Source organism: Pseudoalteromonas sp. SWXJ133, from assembly GCF_015864365.1.
Classification (GTDB): Bacteria; Pseudomonadota; Gammaproteobacteria; order Enterobacterales; family Alteromonadaceae; genus Pseudoalteromonas; species Pseudoalteromonas arctica.
The window spans coordinates 118,790-143,232 of record NZ_JADYXJ010000006.1 but is presented as its reverse complement, the minus strand read 5'-3'; the positions used below and the strand labels follow the sequence as shown (position 1 = coordinate 143,232).

Below are 24,443 nucleotides of genomic sequence, written 5' to 3'. Positions count from 1 at the left end.
CTATGCAGCCTTATTATTTATCCACTCTTCCATAGTGGTAAAAGTAGGCTTAACTTCTTCATTTATTAATTTTCTACCCGAGTCAGTAGCCACGATAGGAACATGCCCTTTAGCGTGAGCTACAAGCATTGCCCTTACACACTCAAGCATGGCCATTTGTTTTTTTACATATTGCTCCATTGCAGAAGCTAAAGGAGCAATTAAACAGTAACAAGCAAATATACCAATGAATGTACCTACTAATGCTGCAGCAACGTGGTAGCCAATTTCACTTAATGCCCCATCCAAATGTTGCATTGTAATAATAATGCCGCCCACGGCTGCTAAAATACCAAAACCAGGCATCGCTTCGGCAATACCTGCTAATGCATGAGATGGCTTTAATTTTTGCTCTTCAATGGTATAAATTTCTTGCTCTAACATTGCATCAAAATCATGAGATGTAATTTTACCCATGCTAAATAAGCGCAAGTTATCACAAATGAAGGTAACAAGTTGAGGAAACTCATAAACCTTAGGGTAAGCTAGAAAAATAGAACTTGTTTCTGGGTTTTCTACATGTTCATCAAGGCCTTTAATACCTTTAATTCTGGCTAAATCTAAAAGCGAATAAATAACTAACAACAGGTCATGATAAAGCTCTGAAGAATTACTCCCTTTACCACTTATAAATTGATATTTTAACTGACTTAACATTTCGGTTAAAACATATTTAGAATTGCCAACAATAAGTGCGCCTACACCCGCCCCTAAAATTATTACAAACTCAGCAGGTTGCCACATAGTAGCAACATTGCCTCCAGCAAAAGCAAAACCGCCCAATACTGCAGCAAGTACAACAATTAAACCTATAATTCTTTGCATTCTTTATCCTTCAGATACTATGTTTGTTGAAGCTTTCTAGTTAGAGTTTCGAGTGCGCGTTTATGTAACTGGCAAACTCGTGCTTCTGTAAGTTCAAGTGTTAGCGCTATTTCTTTCATATTCATTTCATGCGTGTAATACAACTGTAAAAGTAATTTATCGCGAGTATTCATCTCACCCATTACCTTTTTTAGCATTAACGCAGTATCGTTGTCGCTTTCAGAGTCTGATGTACTTATAGGTAATTTAGGATTATCTTCAAGTAGACTCTCCAAGCTCTCAATTGTTTCTGCTTGGCCGCTATATTGTAATTGCACTAATTCATCGTGCTTAATATTTAGTGCTTCACATAATTCGCTATCTGTCGCTTCACGGCCATATTCTTTTCTTAAGGTACGCGTCATATCTCGTAATTTATGAGACTGTTGCCTTAACTGTCTAGGTCTCCAGTCTAAGCGCCTAAACTCATCAAGCATTGCCCCACGAATTCGCTTAAACGCAAAAGCCGTAAACTTTTCATCTATATCTCGACCATAGCGCCTAAGTGAAGTAAGTAATGCGACTAAACCAATTTGCTGAATATCATCGTTATCAACAAGCACACCAACTTGTGTTCGCATATGCGCAGCAGCTCGTTTAACTAAATAAGAATACTGAGCTAATAACTCAGTTTCTTTTGCCGGTGAAAGCGTTACAAACGAGTCTGATTCAATCTCACCCCACTCTTCATTCAGTAACATGCTTAATGCACCTTACTGAATAAATACATTGGTAACGAGTACATTTTCTAGTTTTAAAGATACCTTACTTTTTAAAACCATATTAAATTCCTCTAATAACGTTTTTTGCACTGCATCTATATCTTTAAATAAAACCTTAACATCAGCATGGCTCATATTAGCAAACTGCTTTACTAATACATTACGCAATAATGGTGTTACTTTTTCTGCATCTAATTTATTGTCAATACTTGGAGGGATAACCAGTACTAAATCTAAAACTAAATACCGTGCATAACTATCATCAGATACACTAATTATAAAGCGTTCCATTTCATGGTACTGAGATTCTGACACTTGGGTAGTTACAGTATCAGCACTGTCATCAACTTTAGGACTACTATCGAGTAATTTACCGGCAAAAAAAGCGCCCGCAATCAAAATTAAAGCGCCAATTCCTAACAATATTTTTTTCACATTTATCTCACTTTAATCAATATTAATTATACTAATCTATTTAACCAATCAGACGATGTTTTTGACTGTTCTGTAGCGTCTATTTCTGAGCTATCTGTAAGCGAAAAGTTCTCAGCTACTCTTTCATCATCAGAATTATTGTTTTGCTCTTGCTGTTTATCACTAAAACTTAGAACAACTGAAACACTGCCATTTTGAGAAAGCGTTTGCTTTAACTGATCTAATGTTTGAGCAATAGCGTCTCTTACTTGTGGGTTACTGGTCACCAAATTAACGGATGTTTTATCACCATCAACACTAATTGAAATTTCTATTCGACCTAAATTAGGAGGATCCAACCTTATTTGAGCACGTTGTACTTGCTGGCCAATTTGCAGATTAACCTTGTCACCTAACACATTAAGCAACCGCTGACCCCATTCATTAGGGCCCCCTTTAAGTTTTTCTTGTCGCCATTCAAATGTATCAACTACCGCTACATTATTAGAAGCTGCACTAAGGAACTGCATTTTATTATTTAGTAAATCACGATTTTCAATACTAAAAGCGCCATTAGAAAGCGCATTAATTGAATGCTTTACTAATTCGTTTTTACGTACTACAAGCTGTTCATCACTTATATCTGAAATTGTCACACTATCAGCATTAGGCTGCGAACTTAAAGAGCGGAACTCTCCTTGTGTAACAGGCACTTGTATTGCTTTATTTAACATTGGCTGAGCAATTTCACTCGAAGCATTAGCCTTACTAACAAGCATATTTAAATCAGCACTAATGGACTGCGCAATAGAGCTTGATGTTTCAGGCGTAAAGTGATGTATATTATTTGAATTTAATCTATTTATACCAAGGTAGAGCTCGCTAGAAATACTGTTATTTTCCAAAGAGTTTAAGACCATATTACCTGTTGAGGTGTTAATTTTGGCCTGAGCATCTTGGTTTTCAGCCAATGGAAGTTCTATTGCACTTTCATTACTGGGAGTACTTAGTAATGCATCTTGCGTTAACGACTCATTAGTTAAACCTTGGTCCATATTAGCTAAGCCTTGTAAATTAACTTCAGGCTCGGCGATTTTTTGTTTTTGAATTGGATTGAGTAAGTAATGACTTTCAGACTTTTCATCTACATCAGCTGATTCTGCAGATACGTATTCATCACCAGTAACCTCGTCATCAGCAACATCATTTATAGTGTTGCCTTCATCCATTTCTTTTTGACTAGCTAAAGCATGTTCATTAAATTCTTTACCCTGTACATCGGCTTCTTCTGACGTTGGAGTATTTGCAATAACTCTTTTACCATTTACACTTTCAAACTCAGCTTTAGGTGCGGCATTGCCTACTTGAACATTCATAAATTACTTCCTTCAGAGAATTCCTTGTAAGCAGCAATACCTTCTTTATTTTCTTGATGGTTTTGCATTTTCACTTTAACTACCGATTGCTGTTTAGCAATTAAATTGATTATATTTTTATAACGTTTTTTTAATAATTTTCGCTGTGGCTCTATTGAATTAAACCATGGCATAGTTTGCGATACGCTAAGTAACGAATGCATTTTTTTATCGGCTTGTTTCACCTTAAACCAATTACCGTCTTGCACAGCTTGTTCCATGTACGTCAGTAACTGCTCTATTTTTTTTTCAGTTTCTTTACTTGATAAAACCATGAACAGCACTAAACCTATGAATAAACAACACAAAAACAAAGCAAAAAACAAGCCAACTTTAAAGCGCTGTTTTTATTAAACAAAAACATATAAAACCCCACAAAGCGGAAGTCAACCTTCCGTAGCGGAAGTTCAGAGGAAGCGTTTGTAATAAACATCTCAAAAAAAAACCAGCAAAATCAGCTGGTTTAATATTACTTATCAAGTGCACTAACCTATTTGTGTTCCTAAACCTTGCCAGCCTTCTTGTAAGTTAGTCATTACAATGCGAGTAGAGTCAATAAACGACAAATCATTTTTCAAACTTGCTTGAAGTAAAGCTTGCCCACAATGCTCATAAAGCTTTTGCATATTTTGAGCAACTTCGCCACCTTTTTCAAGGTCCAGAGATGCTTCTAATCCACCTAAAATACGCATTAGCTTTTCAATACTTTCGGCCTTTTTATCATAACGTTTTTGATTAATATGGCCCGCGACTCTTTCGAGTTCATCTAAAAAACCATCAAACAGCATTAAAACAAGTTTATGTATATCTGCACTGGCCGCTTTGGCGTCAACCGATGTGCTTTTATAAGCTGAAAAGCCATCATTTAAATCTAACATAATTAGTCCCTAACCAAATTGACCCATTGTAGATTCTAATTGCGCAATAGTCTGTTGCATTTGTGTAAATTGCGATAAATAACGCTGGTACACTTGTTCCATTGACGAATTATGACTTGCTTGCTGCCTAGTTATAATGTCTAAACTTGCTTGAAGGGTATCTTTTTTATCTGTCATTAGACCATAGCTTTTAGTGTAAGGCTCAATTCTTTTCTCTAACTTCGACATAACCCCATTATCACCGGTTAGCATTTTAGTTAGTAATTCAGGATCAGAGTTAAGTGCATCTTCCAATCTGTCACTATTAATTGTTAAGTTACCGCTACGGTCAAACTCAATTCCTACAGAATAAAGGGTTTTACCTTCAAATGTTCCTTGAAAATCGTTACGTAATGAGCGAGCTAAACTACTTGCTAAGCTATCTCTTTTTAAATTGTCGTTGGTAGTTATGCTACTTGATAAGTTATTAAATGCATCAATAAAGCTCTGGATATTTTTTTTAGTGTTTTCTAGGTCTTGGCCAACCGAGATATGAGCAGGGCTATCACCAGCACTCTGCGCTTTTGTTAGATTTAACGTTACCCCTTCAATAACATCTTCTAATGTATTTGTTGTTGAAGTAATTGTAATCGCTGAAGTTGCACCTAACTTTATTATAGAGTCTTGTGCTGCTGTGAGTTCTTTAATACCTGATATAGCGCTAGCTACATTGCTTCCATTGGCATCCGGAGCTGTAGAATCTGGTGAAAAACTAACTGCAATTTGATTTGCAGCACCAGATTTTTCACTCGTCATCACTAAAAATGTATCAGTACCTGAGCGAATTACACTTGCTTTAGCACCTTTATTGTCAACATGTGAATTTATAGCACTTGCTAGGTCACTTAACGAGGCACCTGCTGCAAGTGTTGATAAATCAACAGTAAACGAGTCCCCTGCCAAATCAATATTTAGCTCGCCATTGGTACTTAATGGAATACTGGTATCAAAGCTCAATGCGACTTGGTGCGCTTGTGCTAATTGCTCAACAAAAATATCATACTCGCCAGGTGATGCACTGCTTGTTGTTATATTTAGTACATCTTCATCTGTTACAGTGGCCGAATTTGCTAAAAAACTACTGTCGCTGTCTAAGTTGCCTTCTAAACTCGTATGAAAACTTGTCAAGTTACTTTTCAAACCGTCAATTGCACTTATTTTACTAGAAAATTCACTACTTTTATTACTTAAAAGCTGATCTTTTGAGGCACGCTCAATTTGTGTATATTGACTAGCCAAATTAGCCGGATCAATACCTAGTGCTGATAAACTCATTTTATTCCCCAATAGTTTTTTATATAAATAAAAACTTTAAATTAAAGCGTTTATTTATATAACCGCTATAAACCATGTTTGTAGCGGTCATTAATGTACTTCATTTTAATTAGAGTATCTAATTAACGAAGTAATGAACCAATCATTTGCGTTGTGCTGTTAGCAGTACTCAATACCGAAATACCAGAGTTCATTAACAACTGCTGCTTAGTCATGTTTGACGTTTCAGCTGCAAAGTCAGCATCCATTAACGTAGATGAAGCTGCTTGCGTATTTTCTTTCATGTTTGTTACGTTCGTCATTGTGTGCTCAAGGCGATTCATTGATGCACCTAGTGATGAACGAGCCGTGCCGACTGCCGCAATTAGGCCATCAACTTTAGCCAACTCAGCTTGCGCTGTTGCAACATCAGTAAAGGAAGTTGCAAACCCCGTAATTGCGGTATCAACAGTATCTAAATCACCATCAATATCAACAACCAGTTTTTCAGCAGCACTAGAGCCAACCTGAAAAGTAACATCAGTTGTTCTTGCAGTTGCTTGGGCTGAACCGAACGTACCAGTAGCTTTATCCAATAACGCTGTACCACCAAAAGAAGTATTTGTCATAATACTGCTTAGCTCTTTAGCTAGAGCATCGTACTCTGCACTTTGCGCAGCCCACTCAGTAGTACCATTTGCATCACTTGAACCTTGTGTCGCTAGCTCTTTCATGCGGTAAGCAATGTTCGTCATCTCATCAAACGCGCCCTCTGCTGTTTGCATCATCGACATCGCGTTCGCGCCGTTATACAAACCTGCCTCTTGGCCTTTTACTTGTGCGTTTAAGCGTGAAGCAATTTGTAGACCTGCAGCATCATCTTTCGCTGAATTGATTTTAAAACCAGAACCTAAACGCTCAAGCGCTGTAGATAAGCTATCGTTACTACGACCTAACTGGTTTTGAATTGACATTGATGCCATATTCGATTGAATTGATAAAGCCATGCTTAATTTCCTTTATGTTTTTTTAATACTATTTACACGAAAAAGCATAAATAGCAGTGACTAATCATTTAGAGCGACCACATTAAGAAAAAACTAAACTTTATTTTGATTATTTTAATAAATCTCAGTTTTGACACTCATATTTATATTGAGACTAAAACGTAAAGGACGCTGTGAGCACAAGTAACTAAATAGCTACTCAACACCATTAAAGCACTCTATAAACAAAAACAGCCACACCAAAGGCGCAGCTGTTTTATGTTTGCTCATTAGTTACTTATTAAGTGCTCATTAAAAGCTTTATTTAAGTAACCTCTCGTTAAGCTATTAACGAAGTAATGAACCAATCATTTGTGTTGTGCTGTTCGCTGTACTCAACACCGAAATACCTGAGTTCATTAACAACTGCTGCTTAGTCATGTTTGACGTTTCAGCCGCAAAGTCAGCATCCATTAACGTAGATGACGCAGCTTGCGTGTTTTCTTTCATGTTAGTTACGTTCGTCATCGTATGCTCAAGGCGATTCATTGATGCACCTAGTGATGAACGAGCCGTGCCGATAGATCCAATCAGAGTATCAACAAAACCAAGTTGCGCCTGTGCATCCGCAACATTAGAAAAGGTACCATTAGTCGTTGACGTACCCGTTGCAGCTCTACCTGATGAATTAGTCATCGCTGTTTCAACAGCCGTCAAACTACCTGCAATATCTACTGTTAAAGTTTCAGCAGCACTTGAGCCTACTTGAAATTGAACGCCCGCAGCAGCAAGGAATTTACCATCAGCAGTTGCTGGAGCTGTAGTTGCAGACCCTAATAACTTGGTACCACCGAACGAAGTGTTTTGCATAATACTGGTTAATTCTGCTGACAAAGCTGAAAACTCAGCACTTTGTGCAGCCCACTCAGTATCGCCATTCGCATCACTTGCACCTTGTGTCGCAAGCTCTTTCATGCGGTAAGCAATGTTTGTCATCTCATCAAACGCGCCCTCTGCTGTTTGCATCATCGACATTGCATTAGCGCCGTTGTACAAACCCGCTTCTTGGCCTTTTACTTGTGCATTTAAGCGAGACGCTATTTGTAGGCCTGCAGCGTCATCTTTCGCTGAATTGATTTTAAAACCAGAGCCTAAACGCTCAAGCGCCGTAGATAAACTGTCGTTACTACGACCTAGCTGGTTTTGAATTGACATTGATGCCATGTTTGATTGAATTGATAAAGCCATGCTTAATTTCCTTTATGTTTTTTTAATACTATTTACACGAAAAAGCATAAATAGCAGTGACTAATCATTTAGAGCGACCACATTAAGAAAAAACTAAACTTTATTTTGGGTTTATTTATTATATTTTTAGTTTAGCCCTCATATTAATAGTGCTACTAAATCCCAAACTGCTCTCAAACAGCTATCAAACAGTTCTCAAAACGATTAAATAGCGACCCTCAATATTATTAAAAAGCACTGCATAAATAAAAACAGCCACACCAAAGGCGCAGCTGTTTTATGTGCTTATTCATTGATTACTCATTAATTGCTTTATTTCAGTAATCATTCGTTAAATTATTAACGAAGTAATGAACCAATCATTTGTGTTGTACTGTTAGCTGTGCTCAATACCGAAATACCAGAGTTCATTAACAACTGCTGCTTAGTCATGTTAGACGTCTCAGCCGCAAAATCAGCATCCATTAACGTAGATGACGCTGCTTGTGTGTTTTCTTTCATGTTTGTTACGTTCGTCATAGTGTGCTCAAGACGATTCATAGATGCACCTAGTGATGAACGAGCCGTACCGATATCACCAATAATCGTATCCACTTTAGCTAGCTCAGCCTGCGCTGTTGTAACATCAGTAAAAGCGGCAGTGGTACCTATAGCAGTCTTAACATCACCAACTTCAGTCGAAACATCAACAGCTAAGGTTTCAGCAGCACTTGAGCCAACTTGAAAACTAACTGCACCAGTAAACTTACCTGCATCAACTGCAGGAGGACCGACAACTGCGTCATTAAAAAGCCCTGTACCACCAAACGAAGTATTCTCCATAATACTTGTCATTTCTGCTTTTAACGCTGTGTACTCTGCACTTTGTGCAGCCCACTCAGTTGTACCATTCGCATCACTCGCACCTTGTGTCGCAAGCTCTTTCATGCGGTATGCAATATTTGTCATCTCATCAAACGCGCCCTCAGCTGTTTGCATCATCGACATCGCGTTCGCGCCGTTATACAAACCCGCTTCTTGGCCTTTTACTTGTGCATTTAAGCGAGACGCTATTTGTAGGCCTGCAGCGTCATCTTTCGCTGAGTTAATTTTAAAACCAGAGCCTAAACGCTCAAGCGCCGTAGATAAACTGTCGTTACTACGACCTAGCTGGTTTTGAATTGACATTGATGCCATGTTTGATTGAATTGATAAAGCCATGCTTAATTTCCTTTATGTTTTTTTAATACTATTTACACGAAAAAGCATAAATAGCAGTGACTAATCATTTAGAGCGACCACATTAAGAAAAAACTAAACTTTATTTTGATTATTTTTTAAATTTATAAGTTTACTTAACGCTAGTAAGTAAATTTGCATATAAATAAAACTATAAACAGAAGGGGTAGCTAAATTAAAGATGAAAATTAAAGGCTAGTTTTTTGTAAAAATAACCATATTAGTAGAAAGTTAATATAGTTATTTTTTGGACATGTTTTCTTGCAATGTACTGGAAAGTAAATTAACTAGTTAAGTGAATACTGCACCATATTACGTGTTACGTTAGCTTGTGCCATAATAACGGTCACACTATTAGCGCCAGAACTCATCATTTGTTGTTTAGCATTACTGCTAACCGTCGTTAACTGCTCGCTATTATTGAGCGAACTTGCTGTATCTAGTTGTTGTAATTGAGCAAGTAGTTGTTGCCTTTTAGCTTGTACTTTTACTAGATTCGCTTTTAAATGGCGCTGAGCTGCTTGAATTTGATCTCTGTGCTCCTGAACTGAAGCATTTTTATTGGCTACGTCTGCTAACTCATTTAGTGGGTTACTTATTTCACTAAGTTGTAGTGATATGGGATTTCCTGCAGCAACACGCACTCCTTGCCCACTCATTATCCAAGGTTCAAGTAAGGGGCCTGAGTTTTCTTTTTGCGCACTGAAAAGCAAACGATTTTCTCGGCTCAACTCAACACTAATTTGATGCTGTGAAAAAGCACTTTGAACTGCATTAAAGTTGGCACGCTCATCTTGATTAGCAGGCAGTGTTAAATTTAACGACTTGCCGCTTCTTCCCATCATTAAATGTATATTTTCTTCGTGTGGGCGAGTACTAACAAGGTCTATATTAGCATTAAGCTTGCGAGTAATAGGACGCGTAGGATCAGTTATCATTAACTGTGAATCGAGTCCTGAACCTTTTTTATTTACTGTACTTTGTAAGCTAGTTATTTGCGAACTAATACTTCGTTGCTGCATAGCTTGAGGTTTACTGTTTGCAGCTTGTGTATTTAATTGTTTAGCGAGCCTTTCAAGGCCTGCATATAAACTACGAATAGTGGCTTCACTTTGCTCAGCCTTTGCAAGCTCCTGGCTTAAGGTGCCGCGAATAGACCAATGCGTTAATACTTGCACCTGCTCTTGCTTGGCTACAATCTTATTTTTCCAAAGATTATTAGCCGAGTCTTTTGATGATGTAACGACGCCACTAGATTTAGCTGTATTAGCTGGCTCTAGTGATTGAACTTTTTCGCTACTTTTGACGAGCATGGTATATTCCCGAAGTTATATAGAAGTTATATATTCAAATATATGAAAACAAAGAAAGGTTACTCACGCTTGAGTAAACTTGCATAGACGCTTCATAAGCTGCCATTGATTCGTTCATTGAAATAAATGCTTCAGGGTAGTCTACTGCACTTAAATCATCTCGAAGATTAACGGTAAACGTTTTTATGTCTTCATTACTTGTTGTTATTGAGTCAAGCGATGCCATTGTCGCACCAATTGTCGTTACTTGGCCACTTATTGTACTTAAAAAACCAGCAAGTTTATCAATCATAACCCTTGATTGATTGCCAACGCCGCCCACTGGTGGGTTATTTACATCTACAAGGTAGTCTTTCATTGCATTTAAAAAACCAGCACCCGGGTCTAGCGCATCACCAATAATATTATTAATTACGCTTGAGTCATCAGAAACCGATACATTTCTAACTAGTGTATCGCCACTGTATACATAGTCACCGGAAGCATTTATCTGAAATGGTTTTTCGTCTGTTTTACTACCCGAGAAATAGTATTTTCCGTCACTATCTGTCGCGTTAAGTAAGTCTACTATAGCAGGAAATGCGATACTCAAATCCTGTCCGATGGCTTTAATTTCGGCATCACCCATTGAGCCATCTGCTGCGGTCGTAATTAAACTTTGCAATGAATAAATTTGATTAACAATACCCGTTAACTGTACCTCTTGCTGGCCAAGCGAGTAATTAACTGCATTCATATTTGTTTTATATTGTTCTAATGAATCAATTTCTGAACCTAAGTTCATAAGCATTACTGCACCGAGAGGATCATCCGATGGCTTTAAAATTCGTTGATTTGTAGCAAGCTGAATCGATTTATCGTTAAAATTACTAGAGTTAGTTTGAATATTTTGAATTGTATTAATATGGTATTGGTGGCTACTAACGCGCATTGGATTATCCCTTAAAACATTTGCAGTAAAGCGTTAAACATTTGATCAGCGGTGCTAATCACTTTAGCATTTGCGCTATACATTTGTTGAAAATGCATCAAGCTTGCCGCCTCTTCATCTAAATTGACACCACTGAGACTATCTCTTGCTGCAACAGCATTATCGTTTAAGCTTGAGGCGGTAGCAATACTCGTTTGATTTTGCTTACTTGTTATAGCAAGCTCTCCAACAAGCGAAGTAAATCTATCCCCTTTACCCGTCATAGCCGTAATAATATTCGCAACGTTAGAGTTATCTCCTGCACCCGCTGTTGCAATGCCTTTAAATGCAAGCTCGTCTTTACCTATATTAGGATTAATTGTTATGCTTCCTAATGGGTTAGTCGCGCTGTAGTTAAATAAGGCTATGCCAGAGGCATTATTCAAATCAAAACCACCAGCTAGCGCTACATTTACATCATCAGCTAAATCACTTACAAGGCTATTCAAGCTTGCTAATGTAGGTTGAATAACGTCTTCGTTTGCACTTATCAAGCCGCCAAAATGTCCACCTACATTTTTATCCAGTTTAAATTCTTGACCTAAAAAGTGACTGCTAATATCAGTACCATTTACCGACATTGATGCGCCTTTTGAACCAATAACTAAAGGTGCACCGCTCAGCGTACTTATATCTATTAAGCCAGAACTTCGCTCAACTACTGACACACCAATATGCTGAGATAGCTCGCTTACTAATCTTTCTCTATTATCTTTTAGCTCCGCACTTGGTTTGTTATTAGCAAGGGCTTGGCCAATACTTGCGTTAACTTCAGCTATTTGCTTAGTTAATGATGTAACACTAAGAGAAACATTACTCATTTCTGAGCTTAATTTATCTAACTGCCCACCTAAAGCACCATTTATTTGTGCAAAATCTTGCATCAGCCCTTCGGCAGCTGATAAAAATTGCTGACGATATGCAGCAGAGTCAGGTGCCGTAGAAGCGGCATTTAATGCATTAGTTAAAGCTGAAATAGAAGTATTTAAGTTAAGTGAGTCAGTACCAACAACTTGTTCTATAAAACCTAAGTAGCTTTGTTTATTCTCATAATAAGATAAATCAGAATTTGTACGCCAAATGTCATTGTTTAAAAATTCATCAACAATACGTTCTACCGATGTAACCTCTACACCACCAAGGGCAACACCAGTTGTTTTAAATTGTGCTGCTTGTCGTGAGTACCCTTCAACAGCTGCATTTGAAACGTTTTGCCCTGCAACCGTAAGTGCTACATTTGCGGCATTAAGCCCACTTAATGCATTATTTAACATCGACATAATTTAACTACCTAATAGTAATAACATTCAACGGCTGAATAAACGATGCCCCAGTGTAAATATCATTACGTTGGGCAGGTTCAACACTTTCACCATCCTTATTTAAAGTACTAGCGACCGTTTCTACGTCTTTCTTAAATGTATTTTCAATTGGTGCAATTTTTTCGTCGAATTGTCTAATAATGGCTTCAGCCAAACCTAATTGATTAGTTGATGCTAAGTGCTGAGCAGTTTGCGCATCATGCATATCTCTAAACTGCGCTTGCTCTTTAGAGTTAAAAAAGCCATTTTCTCCAGACATTGTTTCTGTTGCACTATTCATGCTTTTTAAAACAAGCTGTAAAAATATCGCTTCAAACTGCTCTGCGGCTTGCCTAACACCTTCACTTTCTGAGCTGTTTTTAGTTATATTTTCTACATTTTTTGGGTCAATAGCCAATGATTGCGAAAGAAATTGTGGAGTCTCTATTTTCATTACAATGTTCCGTTAAATAACTAAAAGTTCAGCTTCAAGTGCACCAGCATTATCTAAAGCAATTAATATAGACATTAACTCTGCTGGTGTAGCACCAAGGGCATTTACGGCTTTAACTATTTCATCTAAAGAGGTGCCTTCAGGCCATAAAAGCATATTTTTTTGCTGTTGATCTACGCTTATATCACTGGATTGAGTTGTTGTTGTTTGTCCGTTAGAAAAAGCACCCGGTTGAGATACACCTTCTTGCTCGCTAATTGTGATGGTTAAATTACCATGATTAACAGCCGCTTTATGTACTCTTACGGTGTCGTTCATTACGACAGTACCCGTGCGACTATTAAATACAATTTTAGGACGCTCGGTTCCCTCTTCTACAACTATATCTTGCAACATCGACATAAACGTATTTCGACTGTTTGGATCGCTTGGTGCGCTTACAACTAAACGTCCCCAATTTTCTGCTGTTGCGACCTCAGGACCAAATACTTTATTTATTGCTTGTACTACATTACGAGCTGTTTGGTAGTTTGGTGATTTTAAATTTAATACCACATCGGATTGAGTTTTAAACATATCCATGACGTTACGCTCAATAATAGCGCCATTTGGAATAAGACCTGATGTAGGTACATTAACAGTGACTGATGAGCCATCATTACCGCTTGCGTTTATACCGCCAACAACTAAATTCCCTTGTGCGAGTGCATACACTTTTCCATCAACACCTTTTAAAGGCGTGAGCATTAAACTTCCACCATGTAGGCTTTTAGCATCACCTAAAGAATTAACAGTAACATCTATTAATTGCCCTGGGCTGCCCATAGGAGGCAACGTTGCATGTACTGCTACTGCTGCAATGTTTTTAGATTTAGGAAGACTTTTTTCGTCAACTGATACACCAAATTGTTTGAGCATATTACTCAAAGATTGCCCTGCAAACTTAATTTGTGCTTTGTCACCTGAACCAGGTAAACCTACAACTAAGCCGTATCCCACAAGTTGATTTTCGCGCACTCCAAGTACATCAACCATGTCTAATAATGGTCGTGCTTTGGCTGCGTAAGTAAATTGTGGTACAAAGCCAACTATGGTTATAAGTACCAGTAAAAAATATTTCATTAAAGCCTCAGTAATTACTAGAATGGGTTTAAGAATCGAGTAAACAATGTCGTAAACCAGCCAGGTCTATTTGCATCAGCCAATGTACCACTTCCGGTATAGCTAATTTGAGCCTCAGCTATACGCAAAGAAGATATTCTATTACTAACATCAATATCTTCAGGGCGAACCAAGCCTTCAATTTCTATATATTCATCACCTTGGTTTAGCTTTATTTGCTTGCGCCCTCGGATCACTAATGAATTATTAGACAATACATGCTCAACTCTGACAGTAATAGAGCCACTCAAGAAATTTTGTTGACTTGCACTACTTTCACCATCAAATTTGCTACTAGATCCAACACCTAAATTGAAATCCCCTACGTTAAGATTACCAGCAAGGGGAACACCCACATCGAAGTCTGTACTTTTATCTAAACTTGAATCTGCACTTTTACTTGATTGAGTTCGCTCATTTAATTCAACAGTTAAAATGTCACCCACTCTGTATGCACGCTTATCCGAATAAAGCGAAAACATGTAGCTATCTTGAAATAAACTCCCATCTTGGTGATTTAACCCTTGTTGATAGGCATCTTGGCTTATTTCATAATCTTGACGAGTTTTCTTTTTTGGGTTTTCTGGACATTTAACTTCGCCATACACAATTTCGCATTGAACAAATTGTCTGCTATCAGGTGCATTACTGCACCCTGCAATTAACAATAACAATATAATACAAGCTAACTTATTCATAATTATACGTTTTGATTTATAAAGCGTAACATTTCATCAGCTGCTGAAACGACTTTAGCATTCATTTCATAAGCACGTTGTACTGCAATCATACTCACCATTTCGTCAACAACACTCACGTTTGAACCTTCAATGGTGTACTGCTGTAAGCCACCGAAAGACTCTTCACCTGGTATACCCTCAACAGGTTCGCCCGAAGCTGCTGTTTCGCGATACAAGTTACCACCTAAGCTTTGTAAACCCGCTGGGTTTGCAAAATTAACAGTTAGTAGTTGACCAAGTTCAACTGGCTGCGCTTCTTTACCTACAATAGCGGTAACAGTACCATTAGTACCAATACTTACTTTTGTAGTTCCCTCTGGTAACGCAATATTTTGCGCTAAAGGAAGGCCATTAGTATTAACAAGTAATGATTCTGAATTAAGCTGAAACTGACCGTTACGAGTATATAAAAGCTCGCCATCTGGGTTTTCTATTTGAAAAAAGCCCTGACCAGCAATTGCGACATCTAACTGGTTGCTGGTTGTTTCAAAGCTACCTTCTGTGAACTCTTTTTGAGTACCGTTAATTCTTACACCAGTACCTACTTGTATACCCGACGGTAACTGATTTAAATCATCAGCTTGAGCACCCGGTTGTTTTTGCACTTGATAAAATAAATCTTCAAACACCGCTCGGTCTTTTTTAAAGCCTGCTGTACTTACGTTAGCTAGGTTATTCGAAATTGTTGTCATTCTTAAGTCTTGAGCAGCAAGACCTGTTTTACTTACCCATAATGCTGAATTCATAATTTACTCCCTTTTTATGCCTGTCCGCTAATAAGTTTATTGCCGCTTGTTGCTAGTTCATCAGCTGACTTCATCATTTTTACATTCATTTCAAACTGACGACTAATATTCATCGTTTTTATCATTTCAGCTACGGCATTTACGTTAGAGCCTTCTAGGGCTCCTGTTCTTACTTTTATAGTGTCGTCGGCTTGTAAAGGCTGCAAATCTGGGCTTCTTAATAAGCCATCTGGGCCTTTAACTAAATTTCCGTCTGTACTTGCTAACTTAATACGCGCATCTTCAGCAATCACACCACCACCAATTGGGGTTAAGTTAATAATGCCGTCGGAGCCAATTTCAACCTCACCAAATTCAGGCAATTGAATATCACCACCATCACCTTGTAAGCGACGGCCGCTTACTGTTACAAAGCCATCAGCATCAACCACAAGATTACCCGCACGCGTATATGCAGGGTTTCCGTTGTCATCCATTACTTCAAGGTAACCACCATCACTTAGCGCAATATCTAAATTACGACCAGTATCCATAATAGGACCAGATGATAAATCAGTTGTCACTGGAGTTAATTGAGCCATGTAGCGTGTACGAAAACCATTGCCAACAACCATCATCGATTGAGCTTGTTCCATGTCAGCTTTAAAGCCAGTCGTACTTACGTTTGCTAAATTGTTGGCTGTTACTCGTAAAGCAGTATTATTTAGCTCAGCACCAGAAACTGCGGTATAAATTAACTTTTCCACACTCTATTTCCTTAAGTATTACTAAACAAAATTTGCATCATTTCATCAGCACTACTGATTGTTTTAGCATTCGCTTGGTAATTTTGCTGAAATGACATTAAGCCAACTAACTGCTCACTAATGTCTACATTCGAGCCCATAAACGAACCTGACAGTAATTTACCTAGTGCTCCACTATCTGGCTCGCCATAAAGCGCATTACCAGATTCTTCTGTTTGATACCAAACTGTATTACTGCCTTGCTCTAAACCATCTACGTTAGCAAATGAAGCCAATACAACCTGCCCTTGTAGCTTTGATTCACCATTTGTAAAAGTAGCAAATACTTTACCGTCGTCACCAACGGTTACACCCGAAAATGCACCTGATGTATAACCATCAGCATCATTTTCGTTTACGCTAAAGCTTGAACCAAATTGAGTTGTACCATCAAATTTTAGATTTATAGCTAGAGCAGCTGCACCACTACTTATTTCAGCATTAGTTGTCGCTGTAGCACCTGCTACACCCACTGCCAAATTAACCGCTGTTACATTTGGAGCTGTGGTGTACGGAACCATTTGACCATTAGTATCAAATTCCATAGTTAATGTGCCTGCAGAAACCAGAGTGCCCGTACCGTCATCAACGTCTTGCGAACCAACAGTTGCACCTACTGCTGTTAAATCACCTGCAGTTAATGGCTTTCCGTCAAGGAAAAACATAGCTTGCCATTCGTTGCTACCTGTATGGTTAAAATACTGGGTCATTACATGGCTATTACCTAATGAGTCAAACACTTCCGTTGATTGCGAGAAGTTATATTGACTACCATCTGTAGGGTCAAAAAGCGTTGGCGCTGTAGGATATGAAATTACATCACTCGCTGAACTTAAGTTACCGTTGAAGTTAATTTCGGTGCTTGCTTTTGCTTCAATATTTGAGGCTTCAACTTTTAGGTCAGTTAAAACACCCGATACAATAGTAGGATCGCCACCAGCAGCTTCTGATATGCCAAAACCTTGTAATTTTGCACCATTGGCATTTACAATATTTAGTTCATTATCAAGTGTAAATTGACCTGCTTGGGTATAAGCTGTTCGGCCATTTTCTGATACAGCAAAAAAACCTTGCCCGTCAATAGCAATATCAAGCGAATTACCCGTACGAACAATCTCACCACCTGTTACAAAGTCTTCTTTGATGTTTGCAACTTTAACACCACCACGTTGACCACCATTATAGACAGCAGCAAATTCCGCCGTATTATTTTTATATCCGGCAGTACCTGAGTTTGCGATGTTATTACTTGTTACTTCTAAACCTGTTTGAGTACTTTTTAGGCCACTAAGACCAATATTAAACATAGACATATTATTTATTCCTTATTCAATTATTTATGCCAGTTGATTGATTTCAGTAAGACTAAAATTACCCAAGCCGTCAACTTGTAATAAAATATCTTCTGGCGTTTTGCCAACAGATACTCGTTCAACACTACCACTTAGCCATGTATCAAGCTGTTTAGGTACGCCTTGTGTTGTTGAATAAGCTCTCACGGCATATCCTCCTGCATTTTGATTTTCAAACTCAAAACGCAACTCACCAACACCTGAATAAGGTAAGTTTTTCTCTTCTACCATTACGCCGTTTTCGTTATAAAGCTGTACAGTCACTGAATCAGCAGCAGTATCTAAATTAACTAAGCCAGCGACATTACCGTCTTGCTCTAACGCAATACTGCTTGCTTTTACATCAACAGATTCGCCAACGATTTTGGTTGCCTCTAAGACTGCTAAGCTACTCATGTAATCTAAACTCTGAGTCGTATTTTGTCTGATACCTTGTAGCGACTCTACATTAGAAAACTCAGCTAGCTGGCTAACATAAGCTGTTCCATCCATTGGTTCTAGAGGGTTTTGATTGCTAATTTGAGCAACTAATAACTCTAAAAACATCGTAGACATTTCTTCTGATGAACTATTCCCAGATATGTTTGAAGTACCGTTAACAACATCTTGCGCATTTTGACTAGTTGTATTCACTTGCATTTTATTATTGTCCTAATTTGAGAATACTTTGTTGCATACTGTTAACGCGTCCCATAACTTCTACCGAAGTTTGGTAACTACGACTCGCAGACATCATGTCGGCCATTTCTTCTAATACATTTACGTTAGAGTAAAAAACATAACCATCATTATTAGCAATAGGGTTATTTGGCTCATAGCGCTGTTCAACTGTTCTTTTGGATTCTGTAACGCCCAAAACATCAACAGACGCTGAAATAGACTGACCGTCCTGGGTTTGTTTATATAAAGCCGAAAACACAGGCTTAAGAGCTTTGTAAGCATCTTGTTCAGAGCCCGCTGCTGTATCTGCGTTTGCAAGGTTTGAAGCGATAGTGTCTAAGCGAATTACTTGCGCACGCATAGCACTTCCACTTGAATCATAAATAGAGTTAAAAGACATTACACTTCTCCTTTAATTACTTTATACAAACCATTTATTTTCATATTAAGAAAAGTCAAACTGGTTTGAAAATCCATACTGTTATTTGCAAACTTAGCTTGCTCAATATTTAGCTCAACAGTGTTACCATCAGCCGACGGTTGGTACGGCACTCTGTATTTTAGTTCTTCGGCTTGAGCACCTGCAAAGGCAACATCTCGATTTTGTGAAATACTTGATGAAACACCATCCATAATTTGACGGTAATCTACATCTCGAGATTTAAACCCCGGTGTATCTACGTTAGCCAAGTTACTTGCTATTATCTCAGCGCGATCTAGCCTTAGCTGCATTGAGAATGGGTGCACTCCCAACGCCTTATCGAATAGTTCCATTGTTGCCTCTACTTTTTGATTCTTGTATGCTCGTCTGTTCGCACACCTCTATCTATAGCAGCTGACAATACAAACTTTATGCCAACTTTAATTAAAGATAAAAACCAATGAGTTACTCAAAAAAAACGACTTTCACAACAAACAGAGCGGAAGGTAAGCTTCCCCAAGGGAAGCACTGCGTTTTCCGCTTTATTTTTGTCTTATCATTTTTTAGTGCTCATACCTTCGCCAACAATATAAATTTTGAAAAAAAAATAAATACCTACTTACAAAATGAAATTGATACATATTTAGCAACAATAAGTTCAAGTAATCAGCAACAAAAAATAGAGCTGTTCATTCCCAGGGGTAGTAAAGGTTTAAGCTGCAATGACCTACAAATAAGCCGTTCGAAGAAAGATACTCCCCCAGCAGGAAGAATTAGTCTTTCTGTAGAGTGTGATAGCCCTAAATGGCGTTTTAGGGCTAGCGCCAAAATAAATTTATGGGTAAGACTTGTTGCAGCTAAGCGTAATATAAGTAGAGGAGAGGTACTTACAGCTGATCTTTTAGAATATAAAAGCGTAGATATAAGCAAGCATCTACATTCAGCAGAGGCGAATATAAGTAAAGTATTGGGCTTGTCCGTTAAGCGAGAATTAAGAAAAAATGATATAATCTCCCGCAGGTACCTAGAAAACAAGCAATTAGTTAATAAAGATGAGCACATCTTACTACAAGTTAATTTTGCAAATTTTTCAGCCAATGTAAAAGCTATCGCACTGGAAGACGGACAACTAGGTGAAATAATAAAGGTGAAAAACCTGTCATCTGACAAAGTCGTTCAAGGTAAAGTGATTGATGTAAGAGTGGTAGAAGCAATTTTATAAAAATAATATACAAAAAAAGTTAAGTTTTAAAGATTATTAGTCGCTATCTTCCTGCATGCAGGTATTAAGTAGCCTCAAACATAATGAGTAACACACTATGAACATTACAAATACGCCAACAACACAAGTTGAACAAATCAATAAATTGAGTTCTCGATCTTCTGCTTTAAATACTCCGGAGAAGAAAGTTCAGTCAGTTCCAGAGAAAAGCACAAGCGAAGTAAGCGAACTAAGTAAGTCTATAGACTCTACTTTTGAAAACTTAGCGTCGCAATCGGATGTTGACATGGACATGGTTGCACAAGTTAAAGCTGCTATTGCTAACGGCGAGTTTCAGATAGATATTGATGCGACAGTTAACGCACTTATTGAGTTACATAAATAATGAAAATTAATACCATAAAAGAGTACATACTCAGCTTAAAGGACGATATAAAAAAGCTAGACTCTTTAATTAAGTTTCTTGAATCTCAGTATGAACTGTTAAGTCGACGCGATAATCAGTTAAAAGAGCATAATGATAAAATGCTCGAATTATTAGATAGCCTTAACGGCTCACACATACAACGAGATAACTTTTTAGTTAGCTTGGGTTTGCCTAGTGGAAAAGAAGGGCTTACACAGCTAAGAGAAAAGCTACCTAGTGATATTAAAAGTGTCACCACAAAATTATTACAGGAACTAGAAATAAAAACTAAAACCTGCAAAATGATGAATGAGAGATCTGGTCAACTACTCTCAAGTCAACGCAGATTAGTGCAACGTTTAACTGGTGGTGAAAACAAACAAGCCTACCCAGAAATGCAATTATAAGATTAGTTATACTTATACACGCTCGCTCTGGGTATCCTCATAAATTTATCGCCATACCATACTCTATTATTTTAACCTTCATATAAAACCCTCAATTTTGAAACTCACAAAGCCTCTCTGTAATAGTTACAGGCCTATATGTATATTTTATTAAGTTTTATCCATAATAATAATCCCCACAGGTTAAATTCAACCTAATTAATTGATTTTAAAAGACAAATATAAAACGCCTTTATTGGTACATGTTTTGCTTTTATATAACTGACAGTTAATTCACTAACCTAAAGTAAGGATAAACTTATGAACAGCGATCGTATCGAAGGTAATTGGAAAGAACTTAAAGGTAAGGCTCAACAAAAATGGGGCGATCTTACCAACGACGATTTAGATAAAATTGAAGGTAGCCGTACAGAGCTAGTTGGTAAAATTCAGCAGCAATACGGTAAATCTAAAGAAGAAGCAGAGCGTGAAGTTGATGAGTTTGAAAAAGGTCGTTAAACCGCGTTAACCGCTTTTAAAAAAACCGCCATTTGGCGGTTTTTTTGTTTAAGCTGTAGGTTATTTAGCTACGCTTTTAATTGGTTACCAATCGGTAACTGCCTAATACGCTTTCCGCACGCTGCAAAAATAGCATTACATAATGCTGGCGCATAAACCGGTGTAGATGGCTCGCCAACACCTGCTGGTGGTGCATCGCTTTGTACAATTTCAACGTCAATCTCAAGAGGTGAGTCGCTCATACGCGGTACGCGGTAATCATGAAAGTTACTTTGCTGTACGCGCCCTTTATCAAAGGTAATACCATCGCTGATTGCAGTTGTAATACCGTAAATAGAGCCACCTTGGGTTTGGTTTTTAACCGTGTCGGTGTTTACAACCGTACCCGCATCAATGGCAACCCACGATTTAATTACTTTTAAATCGCCAGCATCCGACACTTCCACCTCAACTACCGTAGCTACGTAAGTTAAAAAGCTTCTATGTGCTGCTATGCCTAAACCTCGACCTTTAGGAAGTTCTCGACCCCATTTACTCATGTCAGCTACTTTTTCAATAACATGGCGCAGCCTGCCAATATCTAACGGATAAACCGCTTTATCGCCACCGTAATTATCGTATGTAGCATTTTGCTCAGTTACATCAACAATACGACTCGGACCTATCGTGTCTAGTAAATAGTCTTTTTGGTCGCGACCGGCTTTGTGCGCTGCTTCACCAATAAATGACTGAATAGCAAAGGCATGAAAAATATTTGATACAGAACGCATCCAACCAATTCGTGCTTTAGCAGGCGCATCACCGTTTTCTAACTTCATGTTAGGTGTGTTAATGGGGTTATCGGTAAATCCTAAGCGCAGTTCAAAGCTTCCTGGCGTAGTCGCCCCTTCTGAAAAGGTAGAGGTGATCGGTGAAAACGCGGTGCGGTGTAAATAAGATTCTATAGCACCATTTTTATCTAGCGATGCTTCAATGTGCTGAGCCGAAACTGCATGGTAAAAACCATGTTGTATGTCGTCTTCACGCGTCCATTGCACACGAATAGGCTTGCCTACTTTCATTGAAAGGTAAGCCGCTTCTGCTGAAAAGTCAGGTTTTGACTTACGCCCAAAACCGCCTCCTAACATGGTAACGTGAACATTAATTTTGCTCTCATCCATGCCAAGCATTGCAGCCACTGTTTTCATATCGGCTTGTGGATTTTGCGTAGCAGCCCATATATCAACACTGTCTTTGTTGTACATAGCTGTTGCACAAGGCGGCTCCATTGGTGCTTGAGCAAGATGCGGTGCGTAATAATCAGCTACCAATTTATTGCTCGATTTAGCCAACACGCCCATGGCATCGCCTTTATCACGTATGTTTGCCTGTGGTGTTTGTACTGTTTTTAGTAATGACTTTTTAAATTCTTCTGAATTGTAATCGCCATTTTTGCCATCATCCCACACCACTTCTAATGCTTTACGCCCTTGCCATGCAGTCCATGTGTTTTTAGCTATAATCGCAATGCCACCTTTTGGCTGAAACTGCGGTGCGCCTTTTGGTGCAGGTATTTCAATAACATCTATAACGCCGTTTATCGCTTTTGTAGCACTGGCATCAAACGACTTAACAACACCGCCTACTACCGGCGGGCGTTCAATTATAGCCACCAGCGCTTGTGGTTCGCGTACATCGGCTGCAAATATAGCTTTGCCTGTTACTAAATCGGCTAAATCTATGTGCGCCATGCCGGTATTAATGTAGCGCCATTCTTTGCGTGTTTTAAGTGTTAGTTTGTCAGCTTCTGGTGGCGTTATTGTAAATGCTAAGTCAATTAAATCTTTATAAGTAAGCGATTTACCTGAGCTGTGAGTAACAACGTGCTGTACTGCGGTACATGTTTCTGGTTTTACACCCCAATGCTTAGCAGCAGCATGCTGCATCATGTAACGCACACTTGCGCCCATTTCACGCAGGCGCTGCATGTTATAGCGAATACTGCGCGAGCCATCGGTATTTTGATCGCCGTATTTAGGATCGCCCTTACCCTGAATAACAATAACCTTATCCCACGCGGCTTCCATTTCATCGGCAACTATTTGTGCAATCGCGGTGCGAATTTGCTGACCCATTTCAGAGCGATGGCACGTTATTTCAACCATGCCGTCTGGGCGCAGTGCAATAAATAAGTTTGCGCGTTTTGCCAGCTCAGATGGCTGCTCTAACACACCAGCAATCGCTCTTGGCGCACTGCCTACAAAATAAGTACCGAGTACTAACGCACCTATTGCACTGGTTTTTAAAAACTTACGGCGGTTTAAATCAAAATATTTATTATCTTGGTTCATACTTCTTCCCCTTGTTCATTTGGGTCAAAATACTGAACACTCGCCATTGTTTTAGCAGCTGATTTAATTGCTTTATGAATACGCGGGTATGTACCACAACGGCAAATATTTCCCGACATATTACTTACTATTTCATCGTCGGTAGGGGTTGGGTTTGCAGCTAATAAGCTTGCAGCTTGCATCATTTGGCCGCATTGGCAAAAACCACACTGCGGTACTTTATGCTCAACCCATGCTTGTTGCACTGGATGGTCGCCCTGCTCGCTTAACCCCTCAATTGTAGTAATTGAAAGACCCGCTACTGCCGCTACAGGTAATACACACGAGCGCTGAGCTACCCCATCAATATGCACGGTACACGCACCACACTGCGCCATGCCACAGCCAAATTTAGGCCCAGTTAAATTCAATTCGTCTCGGAGATACCATAATACTGGCGTTGACGGATCGCCAGAAAACTCATGTTTATTACCATTAATGGTAAGCGTGATCATACTAAACTCCTTGGCAAAGCGCTTTACAGGAGGGTTCCTTGTTGCGCGAGAACTATTTTTAATTACTTACTATTTTATACTTACTACTTTTAGCCTACCACTTAGA

General features: G+C 38.6%; 28 protein-coding genes. 4 read left to right on the top strand and 24 right to left on the bottom strand.

Annotated elements, in window-relative coordinates:
• The 22 genes from motA to flgB all read right to left on the bottom strand — a co-directional run bounded on the left by motA (position 1) and on the right by flgB (position 19,333).
• A complete protein-coding gene (gene motA, locus I6F40_RS06580) occupies positions 1–864 on the bottom strand; it encodes a flagellar motor stator protein MotA (RefSeq protein ID WP_166378756.1) in 864 nt (287 codons plus the stop codon).
• A 17-nt stretch (positions 865–881) separates the two neighbouring features.
• Positions 882–1,604 (bottom strand): FliA/WhiG family RNA polymerase sigma factor, encoded by a 723-nt coding sequence (locus I6F40_RS06575; RefSeq protein WP_166378758.1) that lies wholly within the window; start codon positions 1,602–1,604, stop codon positions 882–884.
• 12 nt (positions 1,605–1,616) lie between these two features.
• On the bottom strand, positions 1,617–2,060 hold the full coding sequence (locus I6F40_RS06570) for a flagellar basal body-associated FliL family protein (protein ID WP_197192684.1): 444 nt from the start codon (positions 2,058–2,060) through the stop codon (positions 1,617–1,619).
• Positions 2,061–2,086: 26 nt separating this feature from the next.
• The gene (locus I6F40_RS06565) at positions 2,087–3,415 is read right to left on the bottom strand and encodes a flagellar hook-length control protein FliK (protein ID WP_231609313.1); all 1,329 of its coding nucleotides are present in this window, start codon (positions 3,413–3,415) and stop codon (positions 2,087–2,089) included.
• The gene (locus tag I6F40_RS06560; protein WP_166378762.1) at positions 3,412–3,729 is read right to left on the bottom strand and encodes a hypothetical protein; all 318 of its coding nucleotides are present in this window, start codon (positions 3,727–3,729) and stop codon (positions 3,412–3,414) included. The genes I6F40_RS06565 and I6F40_RS06560 overlap by 4 nt, the downstream gene beginning before the upstream one ends.
• A 210-nt stretch (positions 3,730–3,939) precedes the next feature.
• Positions 3,940–4,332: a flagellar export chaperone FliS gene (fliS, locus tag I6F40_RS06555; protein ID WP_166378764.1), complete on the bottom strand. Its 393-nt coding sequence runs from the start codon at positions 4,330–4,332 to the stop codon at positions 3,940–3,942.
• Between the two features lie 9 nt (positions 4,333–4,341).
• Positions 4,342–5,646 carry a flagellar filament capping protein FliD gene (fliD, locus tag I6F40_RS06550; RefSeq protein ID WP_166378766.1) on the bottom strand — a complete coding sequence of 435 codons (1,305 nt, stop codon included), beginning with the start codon at positions 5,644–5,646 and terminating at the stop codon, positions 4,342–4,344.
• Between the two features lie 122 nt (positions 5,647–5,768).
• Positions 5,769–6,632 carry a flagellin N-terminal helical domain-containing protein gene (locus tag I6F40_RS06545; RefSeq protein ID WP_197192683.1) on the bottom strand — a complete coding sequence of 288 codons (864 nt, stop codon included), beginning with the start codon at positions 6,630–6,632 and terminating at the stop codon, positions 5,769–5,771.
• Positions 6,633–6,959: 327 nt separating this feature from the next.
• On the bottom strand, positions 6,960–7,859 hold the full coding sequence (locus tag I6F40_RS06540; RefSeq protein ID WP_197192682.1) for a flagellin N-terminal helical domain-containing protein: 900 nt from the start codon (positions 7,857–7,859) through the stop codon (positions 6,960–6,962).
• A 339-nt stretch (positions 7,860–8,198) separates the two neighbouring features.
• Positions 8,199–9,059 (bottom strand): flagellin N-terminal helical domain-containing protein, encoded by an 861-nt coding sequence (locus I6F40_RS06535; RefSeq protein ID WP_197192681.1) that lies wholly within the window; start codon positions 9,057–9,059, stop codon positions 8,199–8,201.
• Between the two features lie 305 nt (positions 9,060–9,364).
• On the bottom strand, positions 9,365–10,390 hold the full coding sequence (locus I6F40_RS06530; RefSeq protein WP_197192680.1) for a flagellin: 1,026 nt from the start codon (positions 10,388–10,390) through the stop codon (positions 9,365–9,367).
• 34 nt (positions 10,391–10,424) lie between these two features.
• Positions 10,425–11,321: a flagellar hook-associated protein FlgL gene (gene flgL, locus I6F40_RS06525; protein ID WP_197192679.1), complete on the bottom strand. Its 897-nt coding sequence runs from the start codon at positions 11,319–11,321 to the stop codon at positions 10,425–10,427.
• Positions 11,322–11,332: 11 nt separating this feature from the next.
• Complete coding sequence (gene flgK, locus I6F40_RS06520; protein WP_197192678.1) at positions 11,333–12,640, bottom strand: flagellar hook-associated protein FlgK; 1,308 nt, start codon at positions 12,638–12,640, stop codon at positions 11,333–11,335.
• Between the two features lie 7 nt (positions 12,641–12,647).
• Positions 12,648–13,115 carry a rod-binding protein gene (locus I6F40_RS06515; protein WP_166378472.1) on the bottom strand — a complete coding sequence of 156 codons (468 nt, stop codon included), beginning with the start codon at positions 13,113–13,115 and terminating at the stop codon, positions 12,648–12,650.
• A gap of 12 nt (positions 13,116–13,127) precedes the next feature.
• Entirely contained in the window at positions 13,128–14,237 is a 1,110-nt protein-coding gene (locus tag I6F40_RS06510) for a flagellar basal body P-ring protein FlgI (protein WP_166378474.1), read from the bottom strand.
• Positions 14,238–14,254: 17 nt separating this feature from the next.
• Positions 14,255–14,974 carry a flagellar basal body L-ring protein FlgH gene (locus I6F40_RS06505; protein ID WP_197192677.1) on the bottom strand — a complete coding sequence of 240 codons (720 nt, stop codon included), beginning with the start codon at positions 14,972–14,974 and terminating at the stop codon, positions 14,255–14,257.
• A 2-nt stretch (positions 14,975–14,976) separates the two neighbouring features.
• Positions 14,977–15,762: a flagellar basal-body rod protein FlgG gene (gene flgG, locus I6F40_RS06500; RefSeq protein ID WP_197192676.1), complete on the bottom strand. Its 786-nt coding sequence runs from the start codon at positions 15,760–15,762 to the stop codon at positions 14,977–14,979.
• 14 nt (positions 15,763–15,776) lie between these two features.
• Complete coding sequence (locus tag I6F40_RS06495) at positions 15,777–16,508, bottom strand: flagellar basal body rod protein FlgF (protein ID WP_197192675.1); 732 nt, start codon at positions 16,506–16,508, stop codon at positions 15,777–15,779.
• An 11-nt stretch (positions 16,509–16,519) separates the two neighbouring features.
• Positions 16,520–17,860 carry a flagellar hook protein FlgE gene (locus I6F40_RS06490; RefSeq protein ID WP_166378482.1) on the bottom strand — a complete coding sequence of 447 codons (1,341 nt, stop codon included), beginning with the start codon at positions 17,858–17,860 and terminating at the stop codon, positions 16,520–16,522.
• A gap of 24 nt (positions 17,861–17,884) precedes the next feature.
• The gene (locus I6F40_RS06485; RefSeq protein WP_166378484.1) at positions 17,885–18,538 is read right to left on the bottom strand and encodes a flagellar hook assembly protein FlgD; all 654 of its coding nucleotides are present in this window, start codon (positions 18,536–18,538) and stop codon (positions 17,885–17,887) included.
• Positions 18,539–18,542: 4 nt separating this feature from the next.
• Positions 18,543–18,959 carry a flagellar basal body rod protein FlgC gene (flgC, locus tag I6F40_RS06480; protein WP_166378486.1) on the bottom strand — a complete coding sequence of 139 codons (417 nt, stop codon included), beginning with the start codon at positions 18,957–18,959 and terminating at the stop codon, positions 18,543–18,545.
• Positions 18,959–19,333: a flagellar basal body rod protein FlgB gene (flgB, locus tag I6F40_RS06475; protein ID WP_166378488.1), complete on the bottom strand. Its 375-nt coding sequence runs from the start codon at positions 19,331–19,333 to the stop codon at positions 18,959–18,961. Before flgB ends, flgC begins: the two co-directional genes overlap by 1 nt.
• Before the next feature lie 107 nt (positions 19,334–19,440).
• Between flgB and flgA the strand changes: the two genes are divergently transcribed.
• From flgA to I6F40_RS06455, 4 genes are all read left to right on the top strand, one after another.
• Entirely contained in the window at positions 19,441–20,202 is a 762-nt protein-coding gene (flgA, locus tag I6F40_RS06470; RefSeq protein ID WP_166378490.1) for a flagellar basal body P-ring formation chaperone FlgA, read from the top strand.
• A 97-nt stretch (positions 20,203–20,299) separates the two neighbouring features.
• Entirely contained in the window at positions 20,300–20,587 is a 288-nt protein-coding gene (flgM, locus tag I6F40_RS06465) for a flagellar biosynthesis anti-sigma factor FlgM (protein WP_166378492.1), read from the top strand.
• On the top strand, positions 20,587–21,015 hold the full coding sequence (gene flgN / locus I6F40_RS06460) for a flagellar export chaperone FlgN (RefSeq protein WP_206017724.1): 429 nt from the start codon (positions 20,587–20,589) through the stop codon (positions 21,013–21,015). Before flgM ends, flgN begins: the two co-directional genes overlap by 1 nt.
• A gap of 300 nt (positions 21,016–21,315) precedes the next feature.
• Positions 21,316–21,513, top strand: coding sequence for a CsbD family protein (locus tag I6F40_RS06455; protein WP_007581220.1), 198 nt, complete (start codon positions 21,316–21,318; stop codon positions 21,511–21,513).
• A gap of 68 nt (positions 21,514–21,581) precedes the next feature.
• Here the strand turns inward: I6F40_RS06455 and I6F40_RS06450 are convergent, their stop codons facing one another.
• Both I6F40_RS06450 and I6F40_RS06445 read right to left on the bottom strand, forming a co-directional pair.
• A complete protein-coding gene (locus I6F40_RS06450) occupies positions 21,582–23,843 on the bottom strand; it encodes a xanthine dehydrogenase family protein molybdopterin-binding subunit (protein ID WP_197192674.1) in 2,262 nt (753 codons plus the stop codon).
• Positions 23,840–24,337: a (2Fe-2S)-binding protein gene (locus tag I6F40_RS06445; RefSeq protein WP_002958127.1), complete on the bottom strand. Its 498-nt coding sequence runs from the start codon at positions 24,335–24,337 to the stop codon at positions 23,840–23,842. Before I6F40_RS06445 ends, I6F40_RS06450 begins: the two co-directional genes overlap by 4 nt.
• Between the last annotated feature and the right edge of the window lie 106 nt (positions 24,338–24,443).